Raw genomic sequence first — 16,979 nt, forward strand, 5'->3', positions numbered from 1 at the left:
GCGAGCTGATGTCTCCGCTGGTTGAGGAGATCTTCGGGGGGACCATGGTGGGATGGCGGTTGATGATGGGAAGCGGGCGGTGCGTCGGCTTGCCGGGCGGGCCGACCAGGTAGGGCGTGTGTCCGGACGGGAGCCGTGGCGGGAGATCCTGCGGTGGGTGAGCCGGGGTCGTCTCGGGCGGCGGCGTGGCTGGCCGGTCGTGCCGGTGTTGGAGACGCCGTGGCAGGACACGGTCTCGGCCGAGCGGCCGGGGTGGCGGGAGCGGGCGGCTCGGTTGGAGGGTGAGGTCGAGTTCGCGTTCGCGGTCGATTATCAGATCTGCCGCCGGTGCTGCATGGGCTGGGTCGAGCAGCCTTACACGCTGCCGGAGTATCAGCGGTGCGGGTTGGCCAGCGCCGGGCTGGCGGCGCTTCGCCAGGAGTATCCGGGGCTGGCTTGGCACACCCTCGGCGGGCACTTCGTCGATTCGCGGCCGTTCTGGGACGCGGTCGGTGGTGGTGTGCCCGGTGGCTACCGGCAGCACGCGCTCTGCCGCCACGTCTCGTGAGGTGGGGCAACGAGCGCGCGTCAGCGATGCCGGCGGGCTGGGTCTTGCTGGGCGAGAGCGGTGCCGACGGCTTCGGTGCTGACGTTGGTGTAGATGGCCAGGCTGCGGATGTTCTCGTGTCCGGACAGCGCCATCAGCATGGGAGCTGACCAGCCGTCCTCGGCCAGGTGGGTGAGCCGGGAGTGGCGGAGTTGGTGGAGGGTGTAGCCGCGTCGGCGGGGGTCGTGTTGCTTGGTGTCCTGTTTGAACAGGTATTCGGCGCGCTCGTAGGACAGGCGGCCGCGGCCGGTGTTCGGGCATAGGTCGGAGGTCGCGGGCGTGCGGGCGGGGGCGGGGCGGCGGTCGGCCAGGAACAGCGGGCCGCTGGCGCGTCCACCGATCAGGCGTGGGAGTAGGCGGGCGGTGCTGGACTGCCAGTGGATCCAGCGGATGTCGCCGCCTTTGCCGGTGGTCCGGCCGCGCTTGTTGTCCAGGTCGAGGTCCTCGATGTTGAGCGCTAGGACCTCGTCGGCACGGGCCGCCGACTCGTACAGCAGCCTGCGCAGCGTCTTCTCGCGCAGCGCGACGTCGCGGCGGTTCAGGATCGCGGTGACGATGTGGCGGTCGATGGCGCGGGTGCGGTCACGGGGCTCGGGGCGGCGGTCGATCAGAGCGGCCAGGTCGGTGGTGACCCAGCCGCGGCCGGGCCCGGCCGCCCAAGCGGTGAAGGAACGTAGCGCCGAGCGGTGCCGGTTCCAGGTGCGGGCCGCCGCGTCGTCCCACGCCGTGGTGAAGACCGTGGCGGCCTGCTCGGCGGTGACCTGGCCGAGCGGGAGGGTGTCGCCGAGGTCGCGGCGCAGCCGCCGCAGCATCTGGCCGTAGGAGCGCAGCGTGTCGGTGTCCAGGTCGCGGCGGGCCAAGAACGCGTCGGCCGCCTCGGCCAGGGTGACACTAGCGACGGGAACGGCGCGAGCGGTCATCAGATCCGGGAACTGCGCGGCCGAAGGCAGGTGCGCAGCTCAGCGTCGTTGCGGGGTACCGTCCTGGGGCTGTGGCCCAGAGGGCCGGCCAGGCCGCGGGTACGCTCCTGGTGGGCCCTGGAGTTGATCACCACACCTGCCGCCCTTTTGCTGTCCAGATCGTCGTGGTCGAGACGGCCCGGCGTCACCACCGGGTGGTCTTGTCGGTCACCGCCACCCGGCGGACCTCGTCCAGGTCCACGGAATAGGGCGCACCGCGCAGGTCCGCGCCGCGCAGGTCCGCCTGGCGCAGGTCCGCGCCGCGCAGGTCCGCCTGGCGCAGGTCCGCGCCGCGCAGGTCCGCCTGGCGCAGGTCCGCGCCGCGCAGGTCCGCGCCGATCAGATGCGCGTCGCGCAGGTCCGCGCCGATCAGGTGCGCGTCGCGCAGGTCCGCGTCGCGCAGGTGCGCGCCGTCCAGGTACGCGCCGATCAGGTCCGCGCCGATCAGGACCGCGCCGTGCAGGTCCGCGCCGTACAGGTGCGCGCCGTGCAGGTCCGCGCGGTCCAGGTTCGCGTCGCCCAGGTGCGCGCCGCGCAGGTGCGCGTTGCCCAGGTCCGCGTCGCGCAGGTGCGCGCCGATCAGGTGCGCGCCGTCCAGGTCCGCGCCGTCCAGGTTCGCGCCGCTGAGGTCGGCTTTGTTGAAGCGGGCGTTGCCGAGGCGCATGAAGGGGGTGCGGATGCCGTGCAAGTCCAGGGGCGGGACGGGGTGGGGGTTGTTGGCCAGGGTGGTGAGTGCGGCGGTGATGTCGACAGAGGGCTCCAAGGGGAGGTCTTTGTCCTTGGTGGTGGGGGCGGGGTCTCGGTCGCGGATGAAGCCGGCCAGTACTGCGGTGATGGCGGCGCGGTCGCGTTGGGAGTCGGCCAGGAGCCGGTCGAGAGCGTGGATGGCGGCGAGGCGGATGGTGGTGTTGTCGCTGGTGAGGGGTTCGAGGGTTTTGGCGTAGCGGTCGGTGAGCTGGCTTTCCCTGGCGATCCGCACGTTCTCCTGGGAGGTGCGCAGGTCTTCTTGGGCGGTACGCAGGGCCAGGCCGCTGGCAACCAGGCTGCCCGCGGCGAACAGCACACCGAACAAGATCCCCAGCGAGTTGAGCCATTGATGCCGTTGGGCCCGCTGCTGGTTGCGCAGCTCCATCCGCACCTCGGCGGGGAGCCGGTCGAGGTCGGCCTGGGTCGGCATGGTGATCCGCACTCGGGGCCGCCCCAGCAGCGACCGGCGCCGCCTGGCGATGGCCGAGGGGCGTGTGGTGCCGCCCTGCCCGCGATCGTGTCGCGCCGGCTCGTCCGGATCAGTCCCACCCGGCTCGATGGGGTCGGATGGTTCGGCGGGGGGATGGTCGTCGCCGGGGCTGTGCTCCCCGGGGCCGCTCATGGCATCTGCTCCGCATGGCTCCAGGTCCCCACAGCCAGCGGTCGGCGCCGCGCGGATCGGCCGGCTGTCGGTAGGTCGCCTCCTGGGGGGTCTGCGGCGGTGGCGGTGTCCTCGGGCGTGGCGGGAACGCGCACGTCGGCTCCTGGCTGGCTGGTGTGACAGGGAATGTGCCGCCTTCGACGGTACGGGCCGCCACCGGCAGGCCAGGTGGGAACGGAGATGCCAGGCGCGGCCGGATGCGGTCGTGGCAGGGAATGGGCCATTCCCTGCCACATCACGGAAGCGGGTGGCTCAGGTCTTCGGCGCGAACAGCACCCGCGGTTCGAGGTCGAGCCGGGTGGCCGGGGCCTGGTCGGGCGGGGTCAGGTTGAGTGTCCAGTTCCCGAACCGGCGCACGGTGTGGGTGATGTAGGGCGAGACGGTGGCCAGGTCGTCGGCGTCGACGCTCTGCCCCTCGGCGGCCACATCATTGGCCGCCCGCGGCGTCCGGCTGTCGCTGGGCGGCAATGTCTACGATCCGGCAGCGAGGTGCTCCTTAAGCTCGGAGACCCGCCGACCACAGTTCCCGAGCCGTTCGCAAGCTTGCTACTCCAGTACGTCGCGAACCGGCAGAACATGCACACCGCGACCAACCCCCACAGCCACTGGCTGTTCCCCGGCCGACGAGCCGGCCAGCCCATCCACCCGACCACCCTCACCAAGCGCCTGGGCGACCTCGGCCTCCACCGAACCAACGCCCGCACCTCCGCGATCCGCCAATTCGTCCTTCAAGCCCCCGCCCCAGTCGTCGCCGGCATGCTCGGCTACAACAACGACTCCATCGCCCGGATCGCAGCCGAGGCAGCAGGACCCTGGAGCGGCTATGCCCCCGGAGACCATGCGGAACCCAGCCGATGATGTCCTACTCCTCGACGAACGGTTCGTCGCTCCACCGGAACCAAGCTTGATCGTCCTGAACGTGAAGCAAGAACTCAGCCACCGGCCCATGCGGCGCAACCAGCTGCACCGCGCTGGCAATCTGCCCATGGACCGCTTCCCAGGCCTCATAGTCATCGTCGAGGCTGTCAAGGAGTGCCAGCTCCTGCGAAAACAACGGCTCCAGATCTGGAAACGCCGGCCCTGCAACGAACCGGCCGTTGAGCCAGGGCCAATCTGCGGTCTCGATGGTGATCTCGCCGACCAGCTTTCCCTGACGCACGAGCCGCCAGACACCGCCCTCGAACGTCACGACCAACGCCCTCTCCACCAGCACCACTGCAGCGACCCAAGTGGCCCACCCTATGGATCAACACCGACAGTGACTGGGCCTCCGACGCGGACGGAGAATACGTGCCAGACGAATACGCGACCTCACCAGTTCTGCACCCCCTGTAGCCCATCACCAGGGCCGAGGGCCGGCCTGGCGCCGGGCTGGCCCGCCGTCGTCAGGTGCACCACCGCGGACGACGTCGGGTAGGACTCGGCCATCCGGGGCAGCAGCTGGCAGTAGTAGAGGTTGGCGATCGTCAGGCCGTACGTCAGGGCCAGCAGCCGGACAAGCCCGCGTGAGGCGACGGGCGTCCTGGCGTTCCGCCGGAGGGTCGGTGGGGCTCCCCCGGCGTGTCCCGTCGCTTCGCCGGGGGTCTCGTCCATGGTCACCGCCGTGACGCTACGGGATGATTGGGCTCATTCTAAGATCCAGATTCATGTCGAATGATTGGCCCACTTTTGGCCTCGACCTTCATCTGGAGATCGATCCGGGCGCGGGACGCCGGGCCGGGCTTGAGCGAGCACTGCGTGCCGCCGTACGGGACGGAAGGCTCGCGCCGGACACGCGGCTGCCCCTGATCTACGTCCGGGCAGCCCCGACGTGTCGGGCTTCCCCACGGCCGCCTGGCTGCGGTCCGCGCGGCGGGCGCTGGGCGCGGCACCAGCCGAGGCGTACGGCTACGGCGATCCGCGCGGCCGGATCGAGCTGCGCACCGCGCTGCGCCTGGGCTGGATGGTGCTGCCACGCCGCCTGCTGGAGCCGGTCGTCGAGGCCAAGCGACTGGACGACCACCACACCGAAACCCTCGGCCAGCTGACGCTGGCCGACTTCATCACCAGCCACCGTTCGCAGCGACGATGACTCTTGATGACGGTCGTGAATGGTTTCTATGCATTCTTTGTCTGGCGGGTGGGTCAGTAGCCGATGTTGCGGAGAGCCTGGGTGCCTAGGCGGTCGCGGAGTTGCTGTAGGTAAAGGCTCCACGGCGCTACCGGACCGCCGAACGCGTCGTACTCGCCGGTGCCCTTCTTGGTCGTACCGCGGCAGCCAATGGACCAGTTACGCGCACCGGGAGGACTGGACAGCTTGTGCGTGTCGCCTAGGCAGTTGTAGAAGACCTGGTAGGCGCCCGACCAGCCGTGGCCGGTGCCCAGGTCGGCTCGGTTGTAGGTGCCGATGTTCTTCTTACCGGTGGTGCTGTTGTGCACCACGTTGTCGAACAGTGAGCCGGTGGCCCAGCGGTGGTGCGGCCCCAATTCGGAGTTGGACTTCTCGGCCCGGCTGTCGAGGAAGACGTTCGGTCCGGGGGTGTTGGCCCCAGTGACGAAGTCGTGCCGTCCCGTGCTGGCGTACACCCGCATCACCAGTACGTGAGAGGCCCCATTGACCGAGAACGGATAGCGCCGGCCCCCGGTGATCTGGGACTTGTGGTCCAAAGAAGCGCTGTCCTGAACGGTCACGTACCGGGCCCCCGGCCCGGCAAAGAAGGTGCCCTGGATGAAGTGCAGTGAGGTGACGTTGCGGACCCAGGCGTGTTCGACATTGCCCATGTTGACCGCGTAGCCGGCGTGTTTCTCGTCGGTGTTGGAGGCGTACGAGGAGACCGCGCGCAGGTTCTCCACGCCGACCTTGGCGATCCGGCCAGGGAAGCCGTACGCGTAGACCGCGCCGCCGCCGAACTTGGCCTGGAAGGCCTCCACGACAGGGGAGTCGAGGCTGATCCGGTTGTCGCTCTTGGCGGTGACCCTGCGCTCGTAGTGGATCGTGCGCGAGGCCGGTGTCCACGCGACCGTGTTCAGACAGGTCTGGCCGGCGACGTCGGAGGTGTCGTACGCGGTGCCCTTGGTCTTGCAGGCGTCCATCCCGATGGAGTCGATCCACTCCTGATTGGGGGTACGGACTACGACGACGTTGTCACCCACGTTGAATGCCGAGGCGTCGGACACGTTGAGGCTCCGCGCTCCGACCGGGATGTAGGAGCCGCTGATCGGACGCCGGGAGCCGGGCGTCTCGGCGCGCTGACCACTGCCCGCGACCTTGATCAGAGTCCGGTCGCTGGTGCCGGTGGCCCGCAGCACCGTGCCCTTGCTGCCGTCGCCCTCGCCGCGCAGCACCACGCCGCCGGTGCGGATGAGGACCTGGCCGCTGATGTTGTAGGTCCCCTTCTTGAGCAGGACCGCGCCGCGGAAACCGGCCGCGTCCGGCGCGAGGCCACTGACGGCGTCGATCGCGCTCTGGATGGCGGCGCCGGCGTCCTTGCCGCCCGCCGGCGGCGTCACCGTGCGGCGTACCGGCACCGTCGGCAGCGCCACTCCGCCGCCGCCGTACCCGGCGCGGGAGAAGTCGGGGATCTGGTCCTGGTTCGGGTACGGGACGTTCACGAGCCTGCCGTCGGCGCCGAGCGACAGGCGCTTGGCGGCACGGGCGGGCACGTGGACCTCGGCTTCGGTGATCGCGTTGACCTGGTCGCGGCCGAGATACCGCACGTACCGCGCCGTGACATCGGTGGTGTCGAACGTCTGGGGCCCGAGGGTGGTGCCGCTGCTGCGGCCTGACCAGACTTTTCGCCAGGTCTTGCCGTCGGCGGAGGTCTGCAGGTCGAACCGGGTGCGGCGGGTGTTTCCCTGGTGGAAGGCGAGCTTGACCAGGCTGACGCGCTGGGAGGTGCCGAGGTCCAGTCGCAGCCACTGCCCGGTGCCGTTGGCGGACCAGCGGGTGCCGCGGCGGTCGTCGAGGACGTAGCGCGCGCTACCGCTACCGGAACTCGCGGCGGCCAGATCCACCGTCGCCTTCACATACCGCACCGGAGCCTGCGCAGCGGCCCGCGTCCCGGCCTGCTCCTGCGTCCCGGCCTGCGCCACCACGACCGCCGTCAGGGCGGCCAAGGGCACCGCCGCCACCGCCATAACCTTCATCGCCCGCAGCACCCGATCGCCTTCCCCCGCAAGTCGCCTTTTCAAGGACACACGGGATACTAGTGATCTTCTTGGTGCCTAAGCAGGCGCTCCGGAATATTTCCCCGGCGCGTACGATCACCCGATGCTGACCACGCTGCAGGTGCCGTACACCGGAGAAGGAGCCGGTGCCATGGCCATCACCCCGGACGAGCCACCCCTCCCGGCCCTGCACGCAAGCACCGTCACCGTCGGCAACATGACCGTGGGCCTGCGCCTCACCGTCGCCGGCCACCAGGTGATCGCCGGTCCGCTCGTCGAGACCGTCGCGGCCCTCCCCCGCACACCCAGGCCCGCTCCCGTTCGTCACCAGCCAGCTCGGCGCCCCGCCTTGGAAACATACAGCGACGATCCTGATCCACGCCCCGATCGAACAGGTACAGGCGTACATGGGTGGCTTCGCCACGGACTTCGCCCCGACGACGACCGCCACCGGTCAAGCAGCGACACACTGGCGCATCGCCGACGTACGTCTCGAGGTCCTCGCCGGCGGCCTGCTCTGGGTGCGATGGCCCTTCGAGGTGATCGACTCTCCCGGCCTCGCCGCCCTGCTGCGGGACCGGGCCGCAGCCTTCGCCTTCGCCGCCGACCCGCGCTGAAGCCGACTCACCAGGCCGTCGCGACCAAGGGTCTCGCGCGAGCAAGGACACGCATTTGAAGTGAAGATCGTCCATTCTGTAGTCGCAGGTCGATGGGGTGGTGTGCGTGGGGTTGGGGGCGCTCGGCCTGGCCGGTTGCCGGTTCTTATCGGCGGTCTTCTTGACCCTGATGTAGTGCTCGAAGCCCTCGTTGCGCTCGCCGCCGCGCAGGGCGTCGGGGAACACCGAGACGAGCACGAACCGCGGCACCCCGGCCAGGACGGCCGCCTCGATGGCCTTTCGTGCGCCCTCGCCGTCGATGAGGGTGGTCTTGTCCATGCCGGTGCCGTGCGCACCTGCGGAGAACAGCACCGCGTCATGCCGGGGACCTTGCCCGCCAGGTCCTCCACCGAGTCGCTGATCAGGTCCCCGGCGAGCGGGACCGCGCCGGATTCACGAACGGTGTGGGCTTGGGCCGGGCTGCGGTACATACCCGTGATCTCGTCACCGCGATTCGCCAGCAGGCGGGCGAGCCTGCGGCCGACGCCTCCCGCGGCGCCGATCTGGAACACCTTCAGTCGCTCCCAGTTGCGCCCGCGACACCGAGACCGCCCTCGAACTCTTCGCCACCCACCGCCGCCACGCCTTCGACGTCGTCACCGCGCCCCCCAACCCAAGCTGACGGCAACGGAGCGCCACCGATCGACGCTGCTGGGCTGCGAGGGTTCGAGTGCGGCCGCCGGTAGCCTCCGCGGTCGCGGCCACGGGGCCGGATCCCCTGCTGCGGGCGGATCACCTGCTGCAGTGCCCGACCCCGGCTGCGGGTGGGAGGACTGTACGGTTGATCATCATCGTGATCACGTTGGGAGGGGTATGGACGCCACGCCGCACTATGGCGATGCCGGGCGTAGCGGGGTGTATCGGGTTTCCGGGGTGCCTGATAAGGCGGCGGTTGCTTGGGTCGCGCGGACGGATTCGCCTGTGGTGGCGTCTCCGGTGCTCGCGGGTGACACGCTTCTCGCCGCTGATGTGTCCGGGGTGGTCTACGCGTTCGACGCTGTGACCGGTGAGCTGCGGTGGCGGTGCACGGTCGGCGAGGGCTATCGGGATGGCCGCGCCGAGTTCATGGTGGCGCCCGACGTCTGGAATTCCTGGGTCTTCGTGGAACTCGCGGGCGGGGACGGCTCAGTCTTCGACGTTCGTACCGGAGAAATCGAAAGCGGATAGATTCCTCGCGAGTCCGCCGACCCGGTCACCGACCCGCCCCGATTCCATGCAGGATGACCGACCGGCTGCATCCAGGGGCGGCCCGGACGACGGTGTGCCCCGCCGCCGGGGACGCCGCAGAGTGACCCCGCTGCCCTACACCCGGGTGGTGCTGGACCCGGCCACCCAGACTGCTCGTTTCCTCGACGCGAGCGGCCAGGTGGTCGAGATGGGCAAGCACGGCACCAACAAGACCAAGGGCACCGGGACGATGTCGGGCGGCGGGGACGGCGACAAGCCGCAGCCGCAGACCCAAGACGACAACACCACCGACTACGAGTCGGACTGACCCGCGGTGAGCGGCAGTTCGAGCTACACCGACGCTGTGAGCTGCAGGGTGAGCGACCGGATGGACGAGCCCGCCGTGGTCACCAGTGTGGAGGACGTGACCGCCGACCTGGTCATCACCGCGCTGAACGAGCGCGGCGTGCCCGTACAACGGCATCGGTGTACTGCTCGGTGGTCAGATCGTCGTCTGTGACGCCCAGGTCGACCAGCACAGCGCGCACGTCAGCGAGTGCATGGTCAAGCTCGTCCGCGCCAGCCATCGTCTCCAGTTCGATGAACACCCCGTCGAGCTCGGGAACGGTGACGACCGTGGCCAGCATGTCCCGCCCGCGCTCGGTGAACCTGTAGTTCGCACACCGTTTGGTCAGCTGGACGTACTCGACGGCGCCGAGCGCCCGAAGCACGGTGTCCATCACGGCAGGGTCTGCGACCTTCGTCTCGTGCTCCGGCTTGGAGCCGGACGCTTCATCGACGGCGGGCTCCTTGTAGGTCAGGAGGGTCCGGCGCGTACCTGAACGGTCGATGACGCGGACGCGGAGCTCGCGTCCGTCTGCCGTGAGTGATCCGTCCGGCCGGTCGTAGTAGGTGTCCTGGTAGACGCTCAGCTCCTCAAGGGCGCGTTGACGGAGCAGCTCGCGGAGTCCTTCGGGGTCGCGTACGCGCGCCTTCAGCTCGGCCTCGATCACCGGCTCATTGTCCTCTCCGGGCGCCGGGCGCGGCGCCACATGTCGTCGTACTGCCGCCGGAACCCCGCGTGCAAGACGCCGTCAGTGGCCGCGGTGAGTTTGTACATCCCGGAGCGGTGCCCTTCGTGGGATGCGCCGAACGCGCTGAGGTAGAGGACGTCATCGAACGCGATCATCCGCCACGTCGGGAGCTCGTCGTACAAGCGGACCTCCAGCTGCACGTACGCGTGTCCATGCAGCTCGGCCAGCCGGGCGAGGGAGAGCCGGATCCCGGCCCGGAATGAGTCTGGCGACTCGGCGATCTCCTCGGCACGAATGAACGCGGACGGCGAGGATATCCACGACCTCGGTGGTCGCGGCCCGCTCGCGGAGTTCACGTGCTACGTCTGCCTGGCTGGCGAAGACGCGTGCGATTTCGGCGTGCCCGGTGAGGGTGGTGACCTCGGCGACGCGGCGGGGCGCCAAGCCGAGCAGGGCGCGCGCGTGGTCGGGGCATCGTGAGGCCGTCGGCGATGCGCTCGAACACGTCCAGCCGTGTGACCGTTCGTTTGCCGTTGAAGATCTCGTTGAAGCGGCCTTGTCCGAGTCCGGTCGCAATGGCCAATCGGGTCTGGCTGACGCCGGCGTGCTGCTGGGCCGCTCGAAGGATCGCAGTGGTGTCCCGCGCGGCGAGGGCGGCCCGCACCTCGTCGAGTGCCCAGGCTCGGGTGGGCAGCTCGACGGGGCCGTACTTCGCGTCGTCCATCTCACGATGAGAACACATCTCACGGTGAGATACCCGCTGAGGGATCGAGCCCTCACGGCCAGGTGCGGCACGGTCGAAGCATGACCACGCCGACCCCGCCCGTCGAGTGGGCCAAGTGCATTCCGGACTTCGCCGTGCATCCGCTCGCCGGCGGCAGGCTGCGGGCGGTGCTCCTCACGGACACGGAAGTGGTCATCGAGGCGGACCACTGGGAGGACCTGGAAGACCAGTGCGCGGTCGTCCGCATACGACGCGCGGCGCTCGGAGTGCGGCGATGACCCCTCTCAGCGTCCCTAGACGCGTGGCGGCCGCGGTGTCGGCGCTGTCCCCAGCTCCATTGGCCCGCGGCCGCCACGCCACCATCCCCCTCAGCGGTGTCCGGTGATGACCGCTGCCAGCAGCGTCCGGCACGGCCCCAAGGCCGAGCTGGAGGGCTGCGTCGCACGGCACGCGCGAGCTCCGCTGACGGGTGCCTGGGAGCTCGATTGGCTGCCGGTCTACGCTCCGCTCGATCCGGCCCGGATAATGGAGTCGACATGCCATAGGTGCCGGGTCGTGTCGTACGAGTACCTGCTGATCGGCGGTGCGTTCGCGATCCGCCGAACCGATGCGACGCTTGGCACTCCCAAGCTGCACGAGACTCCGCGGGTGCGGCGCAAGCTCGCCGACCAGTGGTGGGCCGCGCTGGTCAGCGGCGCTGCCCACTAGGGAGACGAACGTGGAGTCCATCCGGCTGAGCGCCGAAGGGCCATTCGACGCACTGTTGTACGCCCTTCGTGGCTGCTTCCCGCACATCGCTGCGGATTGCATGCAGAGGCGCACCTTTGCGCATCGTGCTCGGGGAGCGCCCTAGGTGTTCTTGCGCGTCTCGTACCTGCTCAGTAGGGCAACACGAACGGGCACTTGGCTCTCCCAGCTCCGAGGGGAAGGACGGCGCCCCGGGCGCGCAGCTGGTCTGTGGCGGCGAGGACGTCCTGCACCTGGTCGACGTCACCGACGGCTCGGCCGCCACGCTCACCCGCCAGGATCGGATCTGGCATGTCCAGCAGGCCGGCCCGATGCACCTGTGGGATGCCATCGAGAACACCTGGGACGCGTGGGCGCAGGCGGGCCACCCCGGCCCTGACCAGTTCCGCATGCGCATCGGCCAAGGGAAGCAGACCATCACTTACCACGGCGACCCCTCAGACGTGGCAGCGCTGACGTTCGCCCTGCCCTAAACCCACAGCAAGACGCCCGTATCGGCGGGTGGTGTCGAGCCGGGCGTGGCCGAGTAGCTCGGCGACGACCACGGCGGGGAGGGCGAGGGTGGTTTGCTGCCCTCCCCGTCACTTGGCGGACCGGGGCCGGCCCGGTCAGGTCGCCGTGCGGCCCTCGGTGAGGTGGAGCAGGTCGGTCAGGAGCTCCGAGGCGCTCATCGCGTCGATGTCGGCGAAGGTCGCGAGCCGGGAGTCGGCACGGTGGCCCGGCACGTGGCCGTCGATGATTCGGACGGACTCGATTCGCTGTTCCGGCCAGTAGCTCGGGTCGACGATCGAGATGCCCGGGTCGAGGGCCACCATGACCGTCCGCGCACCGGGTAGGCGGCGCGAGATCCAGAAGATGATGCCGTTGTCCTGCGGGTCGCCGCGGTCCCAGTCGCGCCGCTCCATGCCCAGGGCCGCGCCGGCCGCGACGGTGACGTCGCGGAACCGGCCCAGTTCGGTCCCGGCCCGCTCGGCGTCCGTCAGTGCGTGGACCGGGCGGCCGAGCTGGGGGAACGGCTGAATGATCTCGTAGTCGGCGAAGACATCAGACCAGGCCGCGAGCGTGTCCGGGGTGAGGTTCAAGGGGTGGACGAGCCTGACGGAATCGCTGCCGGTAAGTCGCGCCTCGGCATCATCGAGGTCGGCGAGCGTGCGGTCCTCAGCGACTCGGAACGTGCGACCGTCTCCGGTGGTCCACAGCAGCCGGTGAGCGAGGTGCCAGACCAACGGATGCTCGACGATCAGCTCCCGGAACTCGTCTGCCGTCCAGCGCCGCCCGGCGACCATTGCCCGTTCCAGCCGCTCGAGCCGACCGGCCGCGACCGTCCGGACCTCCTTCTTCAGCGTGGCGAACCGCTTGTGCGCCGCGGGGGCCAGCTCCGCGTCGTCGCGCGCGCCCGGCTTGGGAAGGCTTGCCCGGCGCTTCCCGTCCTGGTCGAGCACGTACGGCTTGAGCTGCTCGTCGAACCCGATCGTGAACTGTCGCGGGCCGTAGTCGAGGACGAGGGTGCCGTCGGCGTTCAGGCCCAGGCCGGGGACGAGGCGGTCGGAAAGCTGCTCGCCGGTCAGCCCGCGGTCGGCGGCGAGCGCCGCGATGCGCTCCCGCGCCTGGCCCTTGAGGCCCTTGTACTTGATCCGCTCGGCGATGCCGTTGAGCTGGGCCAGCGCGGTGTCGGTGCCGATCGCGAGCAGTACGTCGAGGCCCGCGACGGCCAGGAGATGGCCGTTCATGCCCGGCCAGGCGCGGATCACCCGAGCCAGCTCGCGAGCCGTCGTGTCGTTCCCGAACAGGCCGAGCGCGGTGAGCACCCAGCCCTCGTCGCCCAGGCCGCCGCCCCGGCCGCGCAGCGTGGACTGCTGGAAGATCTCCCACGCCAGCGCGGCGAGGGAGCCGGGGTCGCATGCCTCCCGCACCGTCTCGATGCCCGGGTGGACATCGTCCAAGTGGGACACGGTGAGGATCGTGACCAGGTGGGCGACGGCCGCGCCGGGGAGCGCCCGCCCGTCCTGCAGCAGCACCTGAGGGAGCAGGTACGGGTCGAGCCAGTTCGGGGGATCGGGGATCTCGGTGGGGAGGGCGGCGACCAGGGGATCGAGCGAGACCAGCGCCTCGATCGCATCCGAGGCGGGGCCGCCGTGCTCCTTCGCCGCCGCCAGGACCTCGGCGGAGCGCCCACGCACGGCAAGGTGGACCAGCGCCATCTCCGCGTCGCGGCGGGCCCGGCGATCGGCGACCCTCTTGCCCCCGGCGAGTGCGGTGGAGACCAGCGCGTGGGCCGCGGCCGCCGCGTGCCGCGCGAACCAGCGTTCCGCGACGGGACGCAGCGCCGGGCGTCGTAGCCGCCAGGCGGCCATCAGTGCGGTGACCTGGGCGTCGCAGAACGGCAGCAGCAACTCCGCGGACACTGCGGGCCGCCACTCGGCGAGGTCCAGCGCGGCCGGGACGGCGTCCTCGGAGAAGCGCGCCAGCACCGGCTTCAGTCGTGCCGGTTCGGGGAGGGTCAGGCTCGGCCTCCACCAGGCGAGGAGGGGTCGAACGCGTTCCTCCGGGCCGGACAGGAACAGGGCCCACTGCCGTTCGGAAGGCAGGTTGCGGTCCCGGAAGAGCTTGATCTCCTTATCCCAGTCGACGTTCTCGTCGGCCGGGAGAGCGGCCCACTGTTCGCGTTCGCCCGGTTCCCACGCGACCGTGCGGTCCGCCGGGGCTTGGAGGCCCTTCACGACGACGGGCGTCCGGTCAGGGAGGTTCTTCGCCCAGGGTGGATCGACCAACAGGGATGGCAGGCCCCCCGGAGCGGCCTCGGGAGCCCACCCGGCTTCGATCGCGGCCTGGCCACCCAGCAGGCGCGCTGCGTACCGGGAGACCGCCGCCCTGTCGGACCTCGCGGCGTCACCGAGGATCCGGCGTGCGCGTTCCGGGAAGCGCCGCGCGGCCTCGACGACGGCCGCGTGCACGCCGTTCTTGCCGAGGCGTCCCACCAGGAACTCCAGCGCCTCGTCGGACGGCAGGGCGGCCAAGATCTCCAGCGCACGGTCCGACTCGCCCCCGAAGCTGAGGAGGTCGGCCAGGACGGGCACCAGAGCCGAGCCGAGCCCGTCGGCCGCCGTGTAAAGGTCGGGGCTCTCCAGCCAATCCCAGCGTTGGTCACGTGAACGGAATCGCGTGACCTGGTCCGCCGAACCGAGCGAGCACAGGACCCTCCGCAGTGGCAGCGGACGCAATTCGTCGGGCAACTCGTCGCAGAGCTCGTCCACCCAACCGGTCTCGGACGGTGCCAGGAACGCGGCGGCCATCCGGCCGGTCAGGTCCCTGCGGCACTCCGCCAGCGCCGCGACCACGTCCCGGTAGCCAGCCGCGTCGGCGGCCGCGATGAGCGCACGGATCCGGGGAGCGACGGCGGCGAAGCAGGGTTCCTCGATGCTCCACGCTTCGGCGGGCTGGTCGTGCCGGATCAGCGCGAGGTGCCGTCGCGCGCCGCTGTCGGCGATCCGGATACGGGCGGCCTCAGCGGCCGTCGCGGCGGCGAAGGCCAGCCCGTGCTCGGCGACCCACGCGTCCGCGAACACCCGGGCGTCAATGCGCCTGTCGGCGGCGATGACCGCGAGGACGGCGACGCCCCGGGGATTCTCCGAGCCGTCCAAGTGCGCGCGAGCGGCCTCGACCAGCTCGGGCACGCTCCTCTTGTGGTCGAGCAGCCGTTCGGCCTCGTCCCGCAGTCCGGCCAGGGCATTCCGCGCGGCCTCGGGGGCACCCGGGTCGATGGGGGCGGACGGCACGGGCGTGCCTCCCCGCCGTGGGTGAAGGGCGTTCCGCCAGTGCTCGGGGATGACGAGCGCACTCTCAGACATGGACGAGCACGCTAGCTCCACCGTCCGACAAACGGGCCCCTTCCCGGCCATCCTGGTGGGATGGGCAGGGCCTTCAGGTGGCGAAGACCTGGGAGTCGTCGGCGAACGCTTTGAACTCCAGGGCGTTGCCCGCGGGGTCGAGCAGGAACATCGTCCACTGCTCGCCGGGTTCGTCCTCGAAGCGCACGTACGGCTCGATGACGAACGTGATGTCCGCGGCGCGGAGGCGGGCGGCGAGTTCGTGGAAGTCGGGGATGGTCAGGATGAGGCCGAAATGCGGAACGGGGACGTCATGGCCGTCGACCGGGTTGTGGATGCGCTGGGGGCGGGCCGGCGCGAGGTGGGTGACGAACTGATGGCCGTGCAGGTTCCAGTCGACCCACGTGTCGGCGCTCCGGCCCTGTGCCAGTCCGAGGACCTCGCCGTAGAAGTGCCGGGCGGCGGCCAAGTCGTCGACCGGCATGGCCAGGTGAAACCGAGGGATCGAGGACATGGAGGTTCGTTCCTTCCGGATGTTGACATTACGACATTAATGTTAACATTCAGACATGAGTGAGCATGTCGCAGTGGCGCCCGCGCGCCGCCGGGGGCTGGCCGACGAGGTCGCCGACCGCATTCGGGACGCGATCTTCAGTGGGGTCTACGACCTCGGCGCGCAGCTACGGGAGGTGGAGCTGTCGGCGGCGATGGGCGTCAGCCGTGGCCCGGTGCGCGAGGCGTTGCGGCTTCTGGAACGTGAAGGCCTGGTGCGCTGCGAGTGGCATCGCAACACCATGGTGACCACGCTGTCACCCGAGGACGTCGCGGAGCTGGACAGTCTGCGAGGCGCGCTGGAGGATCTCGCCGTGCGGCAGGTGGTGGCCCACGCCTCTGACGAGGATCTCGCGTCCATCGAGAAGACGGCCGACCTCATGGACCGCGCCGTGGACGAGCACGAGATGGTGGGGCTGGACATCGCCTTCCATGACGCCGTCTTCGAGGCCGCCCGGCATCGGCGCCTGGTGGAGGCGTGGCAGTCGATTCGCTGCCAGGTCCACCTCTTCTTGCTGACCCGGATCAACGTCAGCACCGAGGGCTATCTCGCCTGCATCCCGCGCGAACACCGCGAGCTCGTCACCGCGCTGCGTGCCCGCGACACCGAGACCGCCCTCGAACTCTTCGCCGCCCACCGCCGACACGCCTTCGACCTCGTCACCGCGAGCACCGATCCGAGCTGACAGCCACGGAGCGTCAACGTTCGCCCAGCTAAGCATGGGTATTCGCCCAGCTCAGCATGGGTAACGGTCGTGGCGGTGCCTGCCCGCCAGCCCGCTCTGCCCAGACCTGCCCACGGGAGTGGCGTGTGAGCTCACCCTGCTCAGGCGAAGGGCGGCGGACCACTCCCGACCAGCGTGATGACGTCAGACCAGGCTGCCGAACTGCCGAGCGTGACCTGTGCCTCGCGGCCGTCTGGAAGCCTCAGCGTCCGGGCGGGAGAGCCGGTGGCGTCGAAGTCGCCGATGGTCGCGGTCCCGGACCACTCCCGCTGCTTGGTGCGCAGGTCGACGTAGACCTCGACCTCGGCTCCGTCGCCGCTGATCAGGATGGCGGATCCCCGGTAGCGGCTCACGGCCGGGTCGTTTCGTCAGGGCTGGCATGGAGTGTGTTCATGAAAACGCACCATAGCGCTCAGGTCGGACGTTCTCCGCGCTTGGACGTGCTCCT

At 70.1% G+C, this 16,979-nt stretch carries 22 protein-coding genes and 3 pseudogenes; 11 read left to right on the plus strand and 14 right to left on the minus strand.

Annotated features, from left to right (window positions below; genetic code table 11):
- Window positions 1–52 precede the first annotated feature (52 nt).
- Window positions 53–547 (plus strand): hypothetical protein, encoded by a 495-nt coding sequence (locus tag ACH34W_RS41515; RefSeq protein ID WP_395966692.1) that lies wholly within the window; start codon window positions 53–55, stop codon window positions 545–547.
- 20 nt (window positions 548–567) lie between these two features.
- Here the strand turns inward: ACH34W_RS41515 and ACH34W_RS41520 are convergent, their stop codons facing one another.
- From ACH34W_RS41520 to ACH34W_RS41530, 3 genes are all read right to left on the minus strand, one after another.
- A complete protein-coding gene (locus tag ACH34W_RS41520; protein ID WP_395966693.1) occupies window positions 568–1,506 on the minus strand; it encodes a tyrosine-type recombinase/integrase in 939 nt (312 codons plus the stop codon).
- A gap of 184 nt (window positions 1,507–1,690) precedes the next feature.
- Entirely contained in the window at window positions 1,691–2,914 is a 1,224-nt protein-coding gene (locus tag ACH34W_RS41525; RefSeq protein WP_395966694.1) for a pentapeptide repeat-containing protein, read from the minus strand.
- Window positions 2,915–3,205: 291 nt separating this feature from the next.
- Window positions 3,206–3,421, minus strand: coding sequence for a hypothetical protein (locus ACH34W_RS41530; RefSeq protein ID WP_395966695.1), 216 nt, complete (start codon window positions 3,419–3,421; stop codon window positions 3,206–3,208).
- Between the two features lie 21 nt (window positions 3,422–3,442).
- Between ACH34W_RS41530 and ACH34W_RS41535 the strand changes: the two genes are divergently transcribed.
- A complete protein-coding gene (locus ACH34W_RS41535; RefSeq protein WP_395966696.1) occupies window positions 3,443–3,811 on the plus strand; it encodes a hypothetical protein in 369 nt (122 codons plus the stop codon).
- A gap of 4 nt (window positions 3,812–3,815) precedes the next feature.
- On the opposite strand, the gene ACH34W_RS41540 is transcribed toward ACH34W_RS41535, so the two are convergent.
- Window positions 3,816–4,169, minus strand: a complete 354-nt coding sequence (locus tag ACH34W_RS41540) for a hypothetical protein (RefSeq protein ID WP_395966697.1) — start codon at window positions 4,167–4,169, stop codon at window positions 3,816–3,818.
- A 95-nt stretch (window positions 4,170–4,264) separates the two neighbouring features.
- Window positions 4,265–4,552: a hypothetical protein gene (locus ACH34W_RS41545; RefSeq protein WP_395966698.1), complete on the minus strand. Its 288-nt coding sequence runs from the start codon at window positions 4,550–4,552 to the stop codon at window positions 4,265–4,267.
- Between the two features lie 211 nt (window positions 4,553–4,763).
- On the opposite strand from ACH34W_RS41545, the gene ACH34W_RS41550 reads away from it, so the two are divergent.
- On the plus strand, window positions 4,764–5,024 hold the full coding sequence (locus ACH34W_RS41550) for a hypothetical protein (RefSeq protein WP_395966699.1): 261 nt from the start codon (window positions 4,764–4,766) through the stop codon (window positions 5,022–5,024).
- Between the two features lie 53 nt (window positions 5,025–5,077).
- Here the strand turns inward: ACH34W_RS41550 and ACH34W_RS41555 are convergent, their stop codons facing one another.
- Complete coding sequence (locus tag ACH34W_RS41555) at window positions 5,078–7,078, minus strand: discoidin domain-containing protein (RefSeq protein ID WP_395966700.1); 2,001 nt, start codon at window positions 7,076–7,078, stop codon at window positions 5,078–5,080.
- A gap of 124 nt (window positions 7,079–7,202) precedes the next feature.
- Here ACH34W_RS41555 and ACH34W_RS41560 point away from each other — a divergent pair.
- Window positions 7,203–7,418: pseudogene (locus ACH34W_RS41560) on the plus strand (DUF2617 family protein); the annotation flags it as partial.
- Between the two features lie 88 nt (window positions 7,419–7,506).
- Window positions 7,507–7,716 (plus strand): hypothetical protein, encoded by a 210-nt coding sequence (locus tag ACH34W_RS41565; RefSeq protein WP_395966742.1) that lies wholly within the window; start codon window positions 7,507–7,509, stop codon window positions 7,714–7,716.
- 204 nt (window positions 7,717–7,920) lie between these two features.
- On the opposite strand, the pseudogene ACH34W_RS41570 reads toward ACH34W_RS41565, so the two are convergent.
- Both ACH34W_RS41570 and ACH34W_RS41575 read right to left on the minus strand, forming a co-directional pair.
- A pseudogene (locus ACH34W_RS41570) lies at window positions 7,921–8,034 on the minus strand (NAD-dependent dehydratase); the annotation flags it as partial.
- A gap of 104 nt (window positions 8,035–8,138) precedes the next feature.
- Window positions 8,139–8,267 (minus strand): annotated as a pseudogene (locus tag ACH34W_RS41575) (NAD-dependent dehydratase); the annotation flags it as partial.
- Window positions 8,268–8,568: 301 nt separating this feature from the next.
- Here ACH34W_RS41575 and ACH34W_RS41580 point away from each other — a divergent pair.
- Complete coding sequence (locus ACH34W_RS41580) at window positions 8,569–8,922, plus strand: PQQ-binding-like beta-propeller repeat protein (protein WP_395966701.1); 354 nt, start codon at window positions 8,569–8,571, stop codon at window positions 8,920–8,922.
- Between the two features lie 46 nt (window positions 8,923–8,968).
- Window positions 8,969–9,250 carry a putative ATP-grasp-modified RiPP gene (locus ACH34W_RS41585; RefSeq protein ID WP_395966702.1) on the plus strand — a complete coding sequence of 94 codons (282 nt, stop codon included), beginning with the start codon at window positions 8,969–8,971 and terminating at the stop codon, window positions 9,248–9,250.
- A gap of 115 nt (window positions 9,251–9,365) precedes the next feature.
- Here ACH34W_RS41585 and cyaB read toward each other — a convergent pair whose 3' ends face one another.
- The 3 genes from cyaB to ACH34W_RS41600 are packed head-to-tail and all read right to left on the minus strand — an operon-like array spanning window position 9,366 to window position 10,680.
- Window positions 9,366–9,935, minus strand: a complete 570-nt coding sequence (gene cyaB / locus ACH34W_RS41590) for a class IV adenylate cyclase (protein WP_395966703.1) — start codon at window positions 9,933–9,935, stop codon at window positions 9,366–9,368.
- A complete protein-coding gene (locus tag ACH34W_RS41595) occupies window positions 9,932–10,312 on the minus strand; it encodes a hypothetical protein (RefSeq protein ID WP_395966704.1) in 381 nt (126 codons plus the stop codon). The genes cyaB and ACH34W_RS41595 overlap by 4 nt, the downstream gene beginning before the upstream one ends.
- Window positions 10,309–10,680: a helix-turn-helix domain-containing protein gene (locus ACH34W_RS41600; RefSeq protein WP_395966705.1), complete on the minus strand. Its 372-nt coding sequence runs from the start codon at window positions 10,678–10,680 to the stop codon at window positions 10,309–10,311. Before ACH34W_RS41600 ends, ACH34W_RS41595 begins: the two co-directional genes overlap by 4 nt.
- Window positions 10,681–10,760: 80 nt before the next feature.
- On the opposite strand from ACH34W_RS41600, the gene ACH34W_RS41605 reads away from it, so the two are divergent.
- The 3 genes from ACH34W_RS41605 to ACH34W_RS41615 all read left to right on the plus strand — a co-directional run bounded on the left by ACH34W_RS41605 (window position 10,761) and on the right by ACH34W_RS41615 (window position 11,900).
- The gene (locus ACH34W_RS41605) at window positions 10,761–10,958 is read left to right on the plus strand and encodes a hypothetical protein (RefSeq protein ID WP_395966706.1); all 198 of its coding nucleotides are present in this window, start codon (window positions 10,761–10,763) and stop codon (window positions 10,956–10,958) included.
- Window positions 10,959–11,064: 106 nt separating this feature from the next.
- Window positions 11,065–11,388: a hypothetical protein gene (locus ACH34W_RS41610; RefSeq protein ID WP_395966707.1), complete on the plus strand. Its 324-nt coding sequence runs from the start codon at window positions 11,065–11,067 to the stop codon at window positions 11,386–11,388.
- Between the two features lie 116 nt (window positions 11,389–11,504).
- Complete coding sequence (locus tag ACH34W_RS41615; RefSeq protein ID WP_395966708.1) at window positions 11,505–11,900, plus strand: hypothetical protein; 396 nt, start codon at window positions 11,505–11,507, stop codon at window positions 11,898–11,900.
- A gap of 135 nt (window positions 11,901–12,035) precedes the next feature.
- Here ACH34W_RS41615 and ACH34W_RS41620 read toward each other — a convergent pair whose 3' ends face one another.
- Window positions 12,036–15,275 (minus strand): DUF4132 domain-containing protein, encoded by a 3,240-nt coding sequence (locus ACH34W_RS41620; RefSeq protein WP_395966709.1) that lies wholly within the window; start codon window positions 15,273–15,275, stop codon window positions 12,036–12,038.
- Between the two features lie 73 nt (window positions 15,276–15,348).
- Entirely contained in the window at window positions 15,349–15,768 is a 420-nt protein-coding gene (locus ACH34W_RS41625) for a VOC family protein (protein ID WP_395966710.1), read from the minus strand.
- A 55-nt stretch (window positions 15,769–15,823) separates the two neighbouring features.
- Here ACH34W_RS41625 and ACH34W_RS41630 point away from each other — a divergent pair, with 55 nt between their 5' ends.
- On the plus strand, window positions 15,824–16,492 hold the full coding sequence (locus ACH34W_RS41630; RefSeq protein ID WP_395966711.1) for a GntR family transcriptional regulator: 669 nt from the start codon (window positions 15,824–15,826) through the stop codon (window positions 16,490–16,492).
- Window positions 16,493–16,632: 140 nt separating this feature from the next.
- On the opposite strand, the gene ACH34W_RS41635 is transcribed toward ACH34W_RS41630, so the two are convergent.
- Complete coding sequence (locus ACH34W_RS41635; RefSeq protein WP_395966712.1) at window positions 16,633–16,884, minus strand: hypothetical protein; 252 nt, start codon at window positions 16,882–16,884, stop codon at window positions 16,633–16,635.
- Window positions 16,885–16,979: the final 95 nt, after the last annotated feature.

Source organism: Actinomadura sp. 6N118 (genome assembly GCF_044326415.1).
GTDB lineage: Bacteria > Actinomycetota > Actinomycetes > Streptosporangiales > Streptosporangiaceae > Spirillospora.

Bases quoted from the DNA above. Each gene is read 5' to 3' on its own strand.
- ACH34W_RS41515 (WP_395966692.1), top strand. From the start codon at position 53: ATGGCGGTTGATGATGGGAAGCGGGCGGTGCGTCGGCTTGCCGGGCGG.
- ACH34W_RS41520 (WP_395966693.1), bottom strand. From the start codon at position 1,506: ATGACCGCTCGCGCCGTTCCCGTCGCTAGTGTCACCCTGGCCGAGGCG.
- ACH34W_RS41525 (WP_395966694.1), bottom strand. From the start codon at position 2,914: ATGAGCGGCCCCGGGGAGCACAGCCCCGGCGACGACCATCCCCCCGCC.
- ACH34W_RS41555 (WP_395966700.1), bottom strand. From the start codon at position 7,078: ATGAAGGTTATGGCGGTGGCGGCGGTGCCCTTGGCCGCCCTGACGGCG.
- ACH34W_RS41565 (WP_395966742.1), top strand. From the start codon at position 7,507: ATGGGTGGCTTCGCCACGGACTTCGCCCCGACGACGACCGCCACCGGT.
- ACH34W_RS41580 (WP_395966701.1), top strand. From the start codon at position 8,569: ATGGACGCCACGCCGCACTATGGCGATGCCGGGCGTAGCGGGGTGTAT.
- ACH34W_RS41585 (WP_395966702.1), top strand. From the start codon at position 8,969: ATGCAGGATGACCGACCGGCTGCATCCAGGGGCGGCCCGGACGACGGT.
- ACH34W_RS41600 (WP_395966705.1), bottom strand. From the start codon at position 10,680: ATGGACGACGCGAAGTACGGCCCCGTCGAGCTGCCCACCCGAGCCTGG.
- ACH34W_RS41605 (WP_395966706.1), top strand. From the start codon at position 10,761: ATGACCACGCCGACCCCGCCCGTCGAGTGGGCCAAGTGCATTCCGGAC.
- ACH34W_RS41610 (WP_395966707.1), top strand. From the start codon at position 11,065: ATGACCGCTGCCAGCAGCGTCCGGCACGGCCCCAAGGCCGAGCTGGAG.
- ACH34W_RS41620 (WP_395966709.1), bottom strand. From the start codon at position 15,275: ATGTCTGAGAGTGCGCTCGTCATCCCCGAGCACTGGCGGAACGCCCTT.
- ACH34W_RS41625 (WP_395966710.1), bottom strand. From the start codon at position 15,768: ATGTCCTCGATCCCTCGGTTTCACCTGGCCATGCCGGTCGACGACTTG.
- ACH34W_RS41630 (WP_395966711.1), top strand. From the start codon at position 15,824: ATGAGTGAGCATGTCGCAGTGGCGCCCGCGCGCCGCCGGGGGCTGGCC.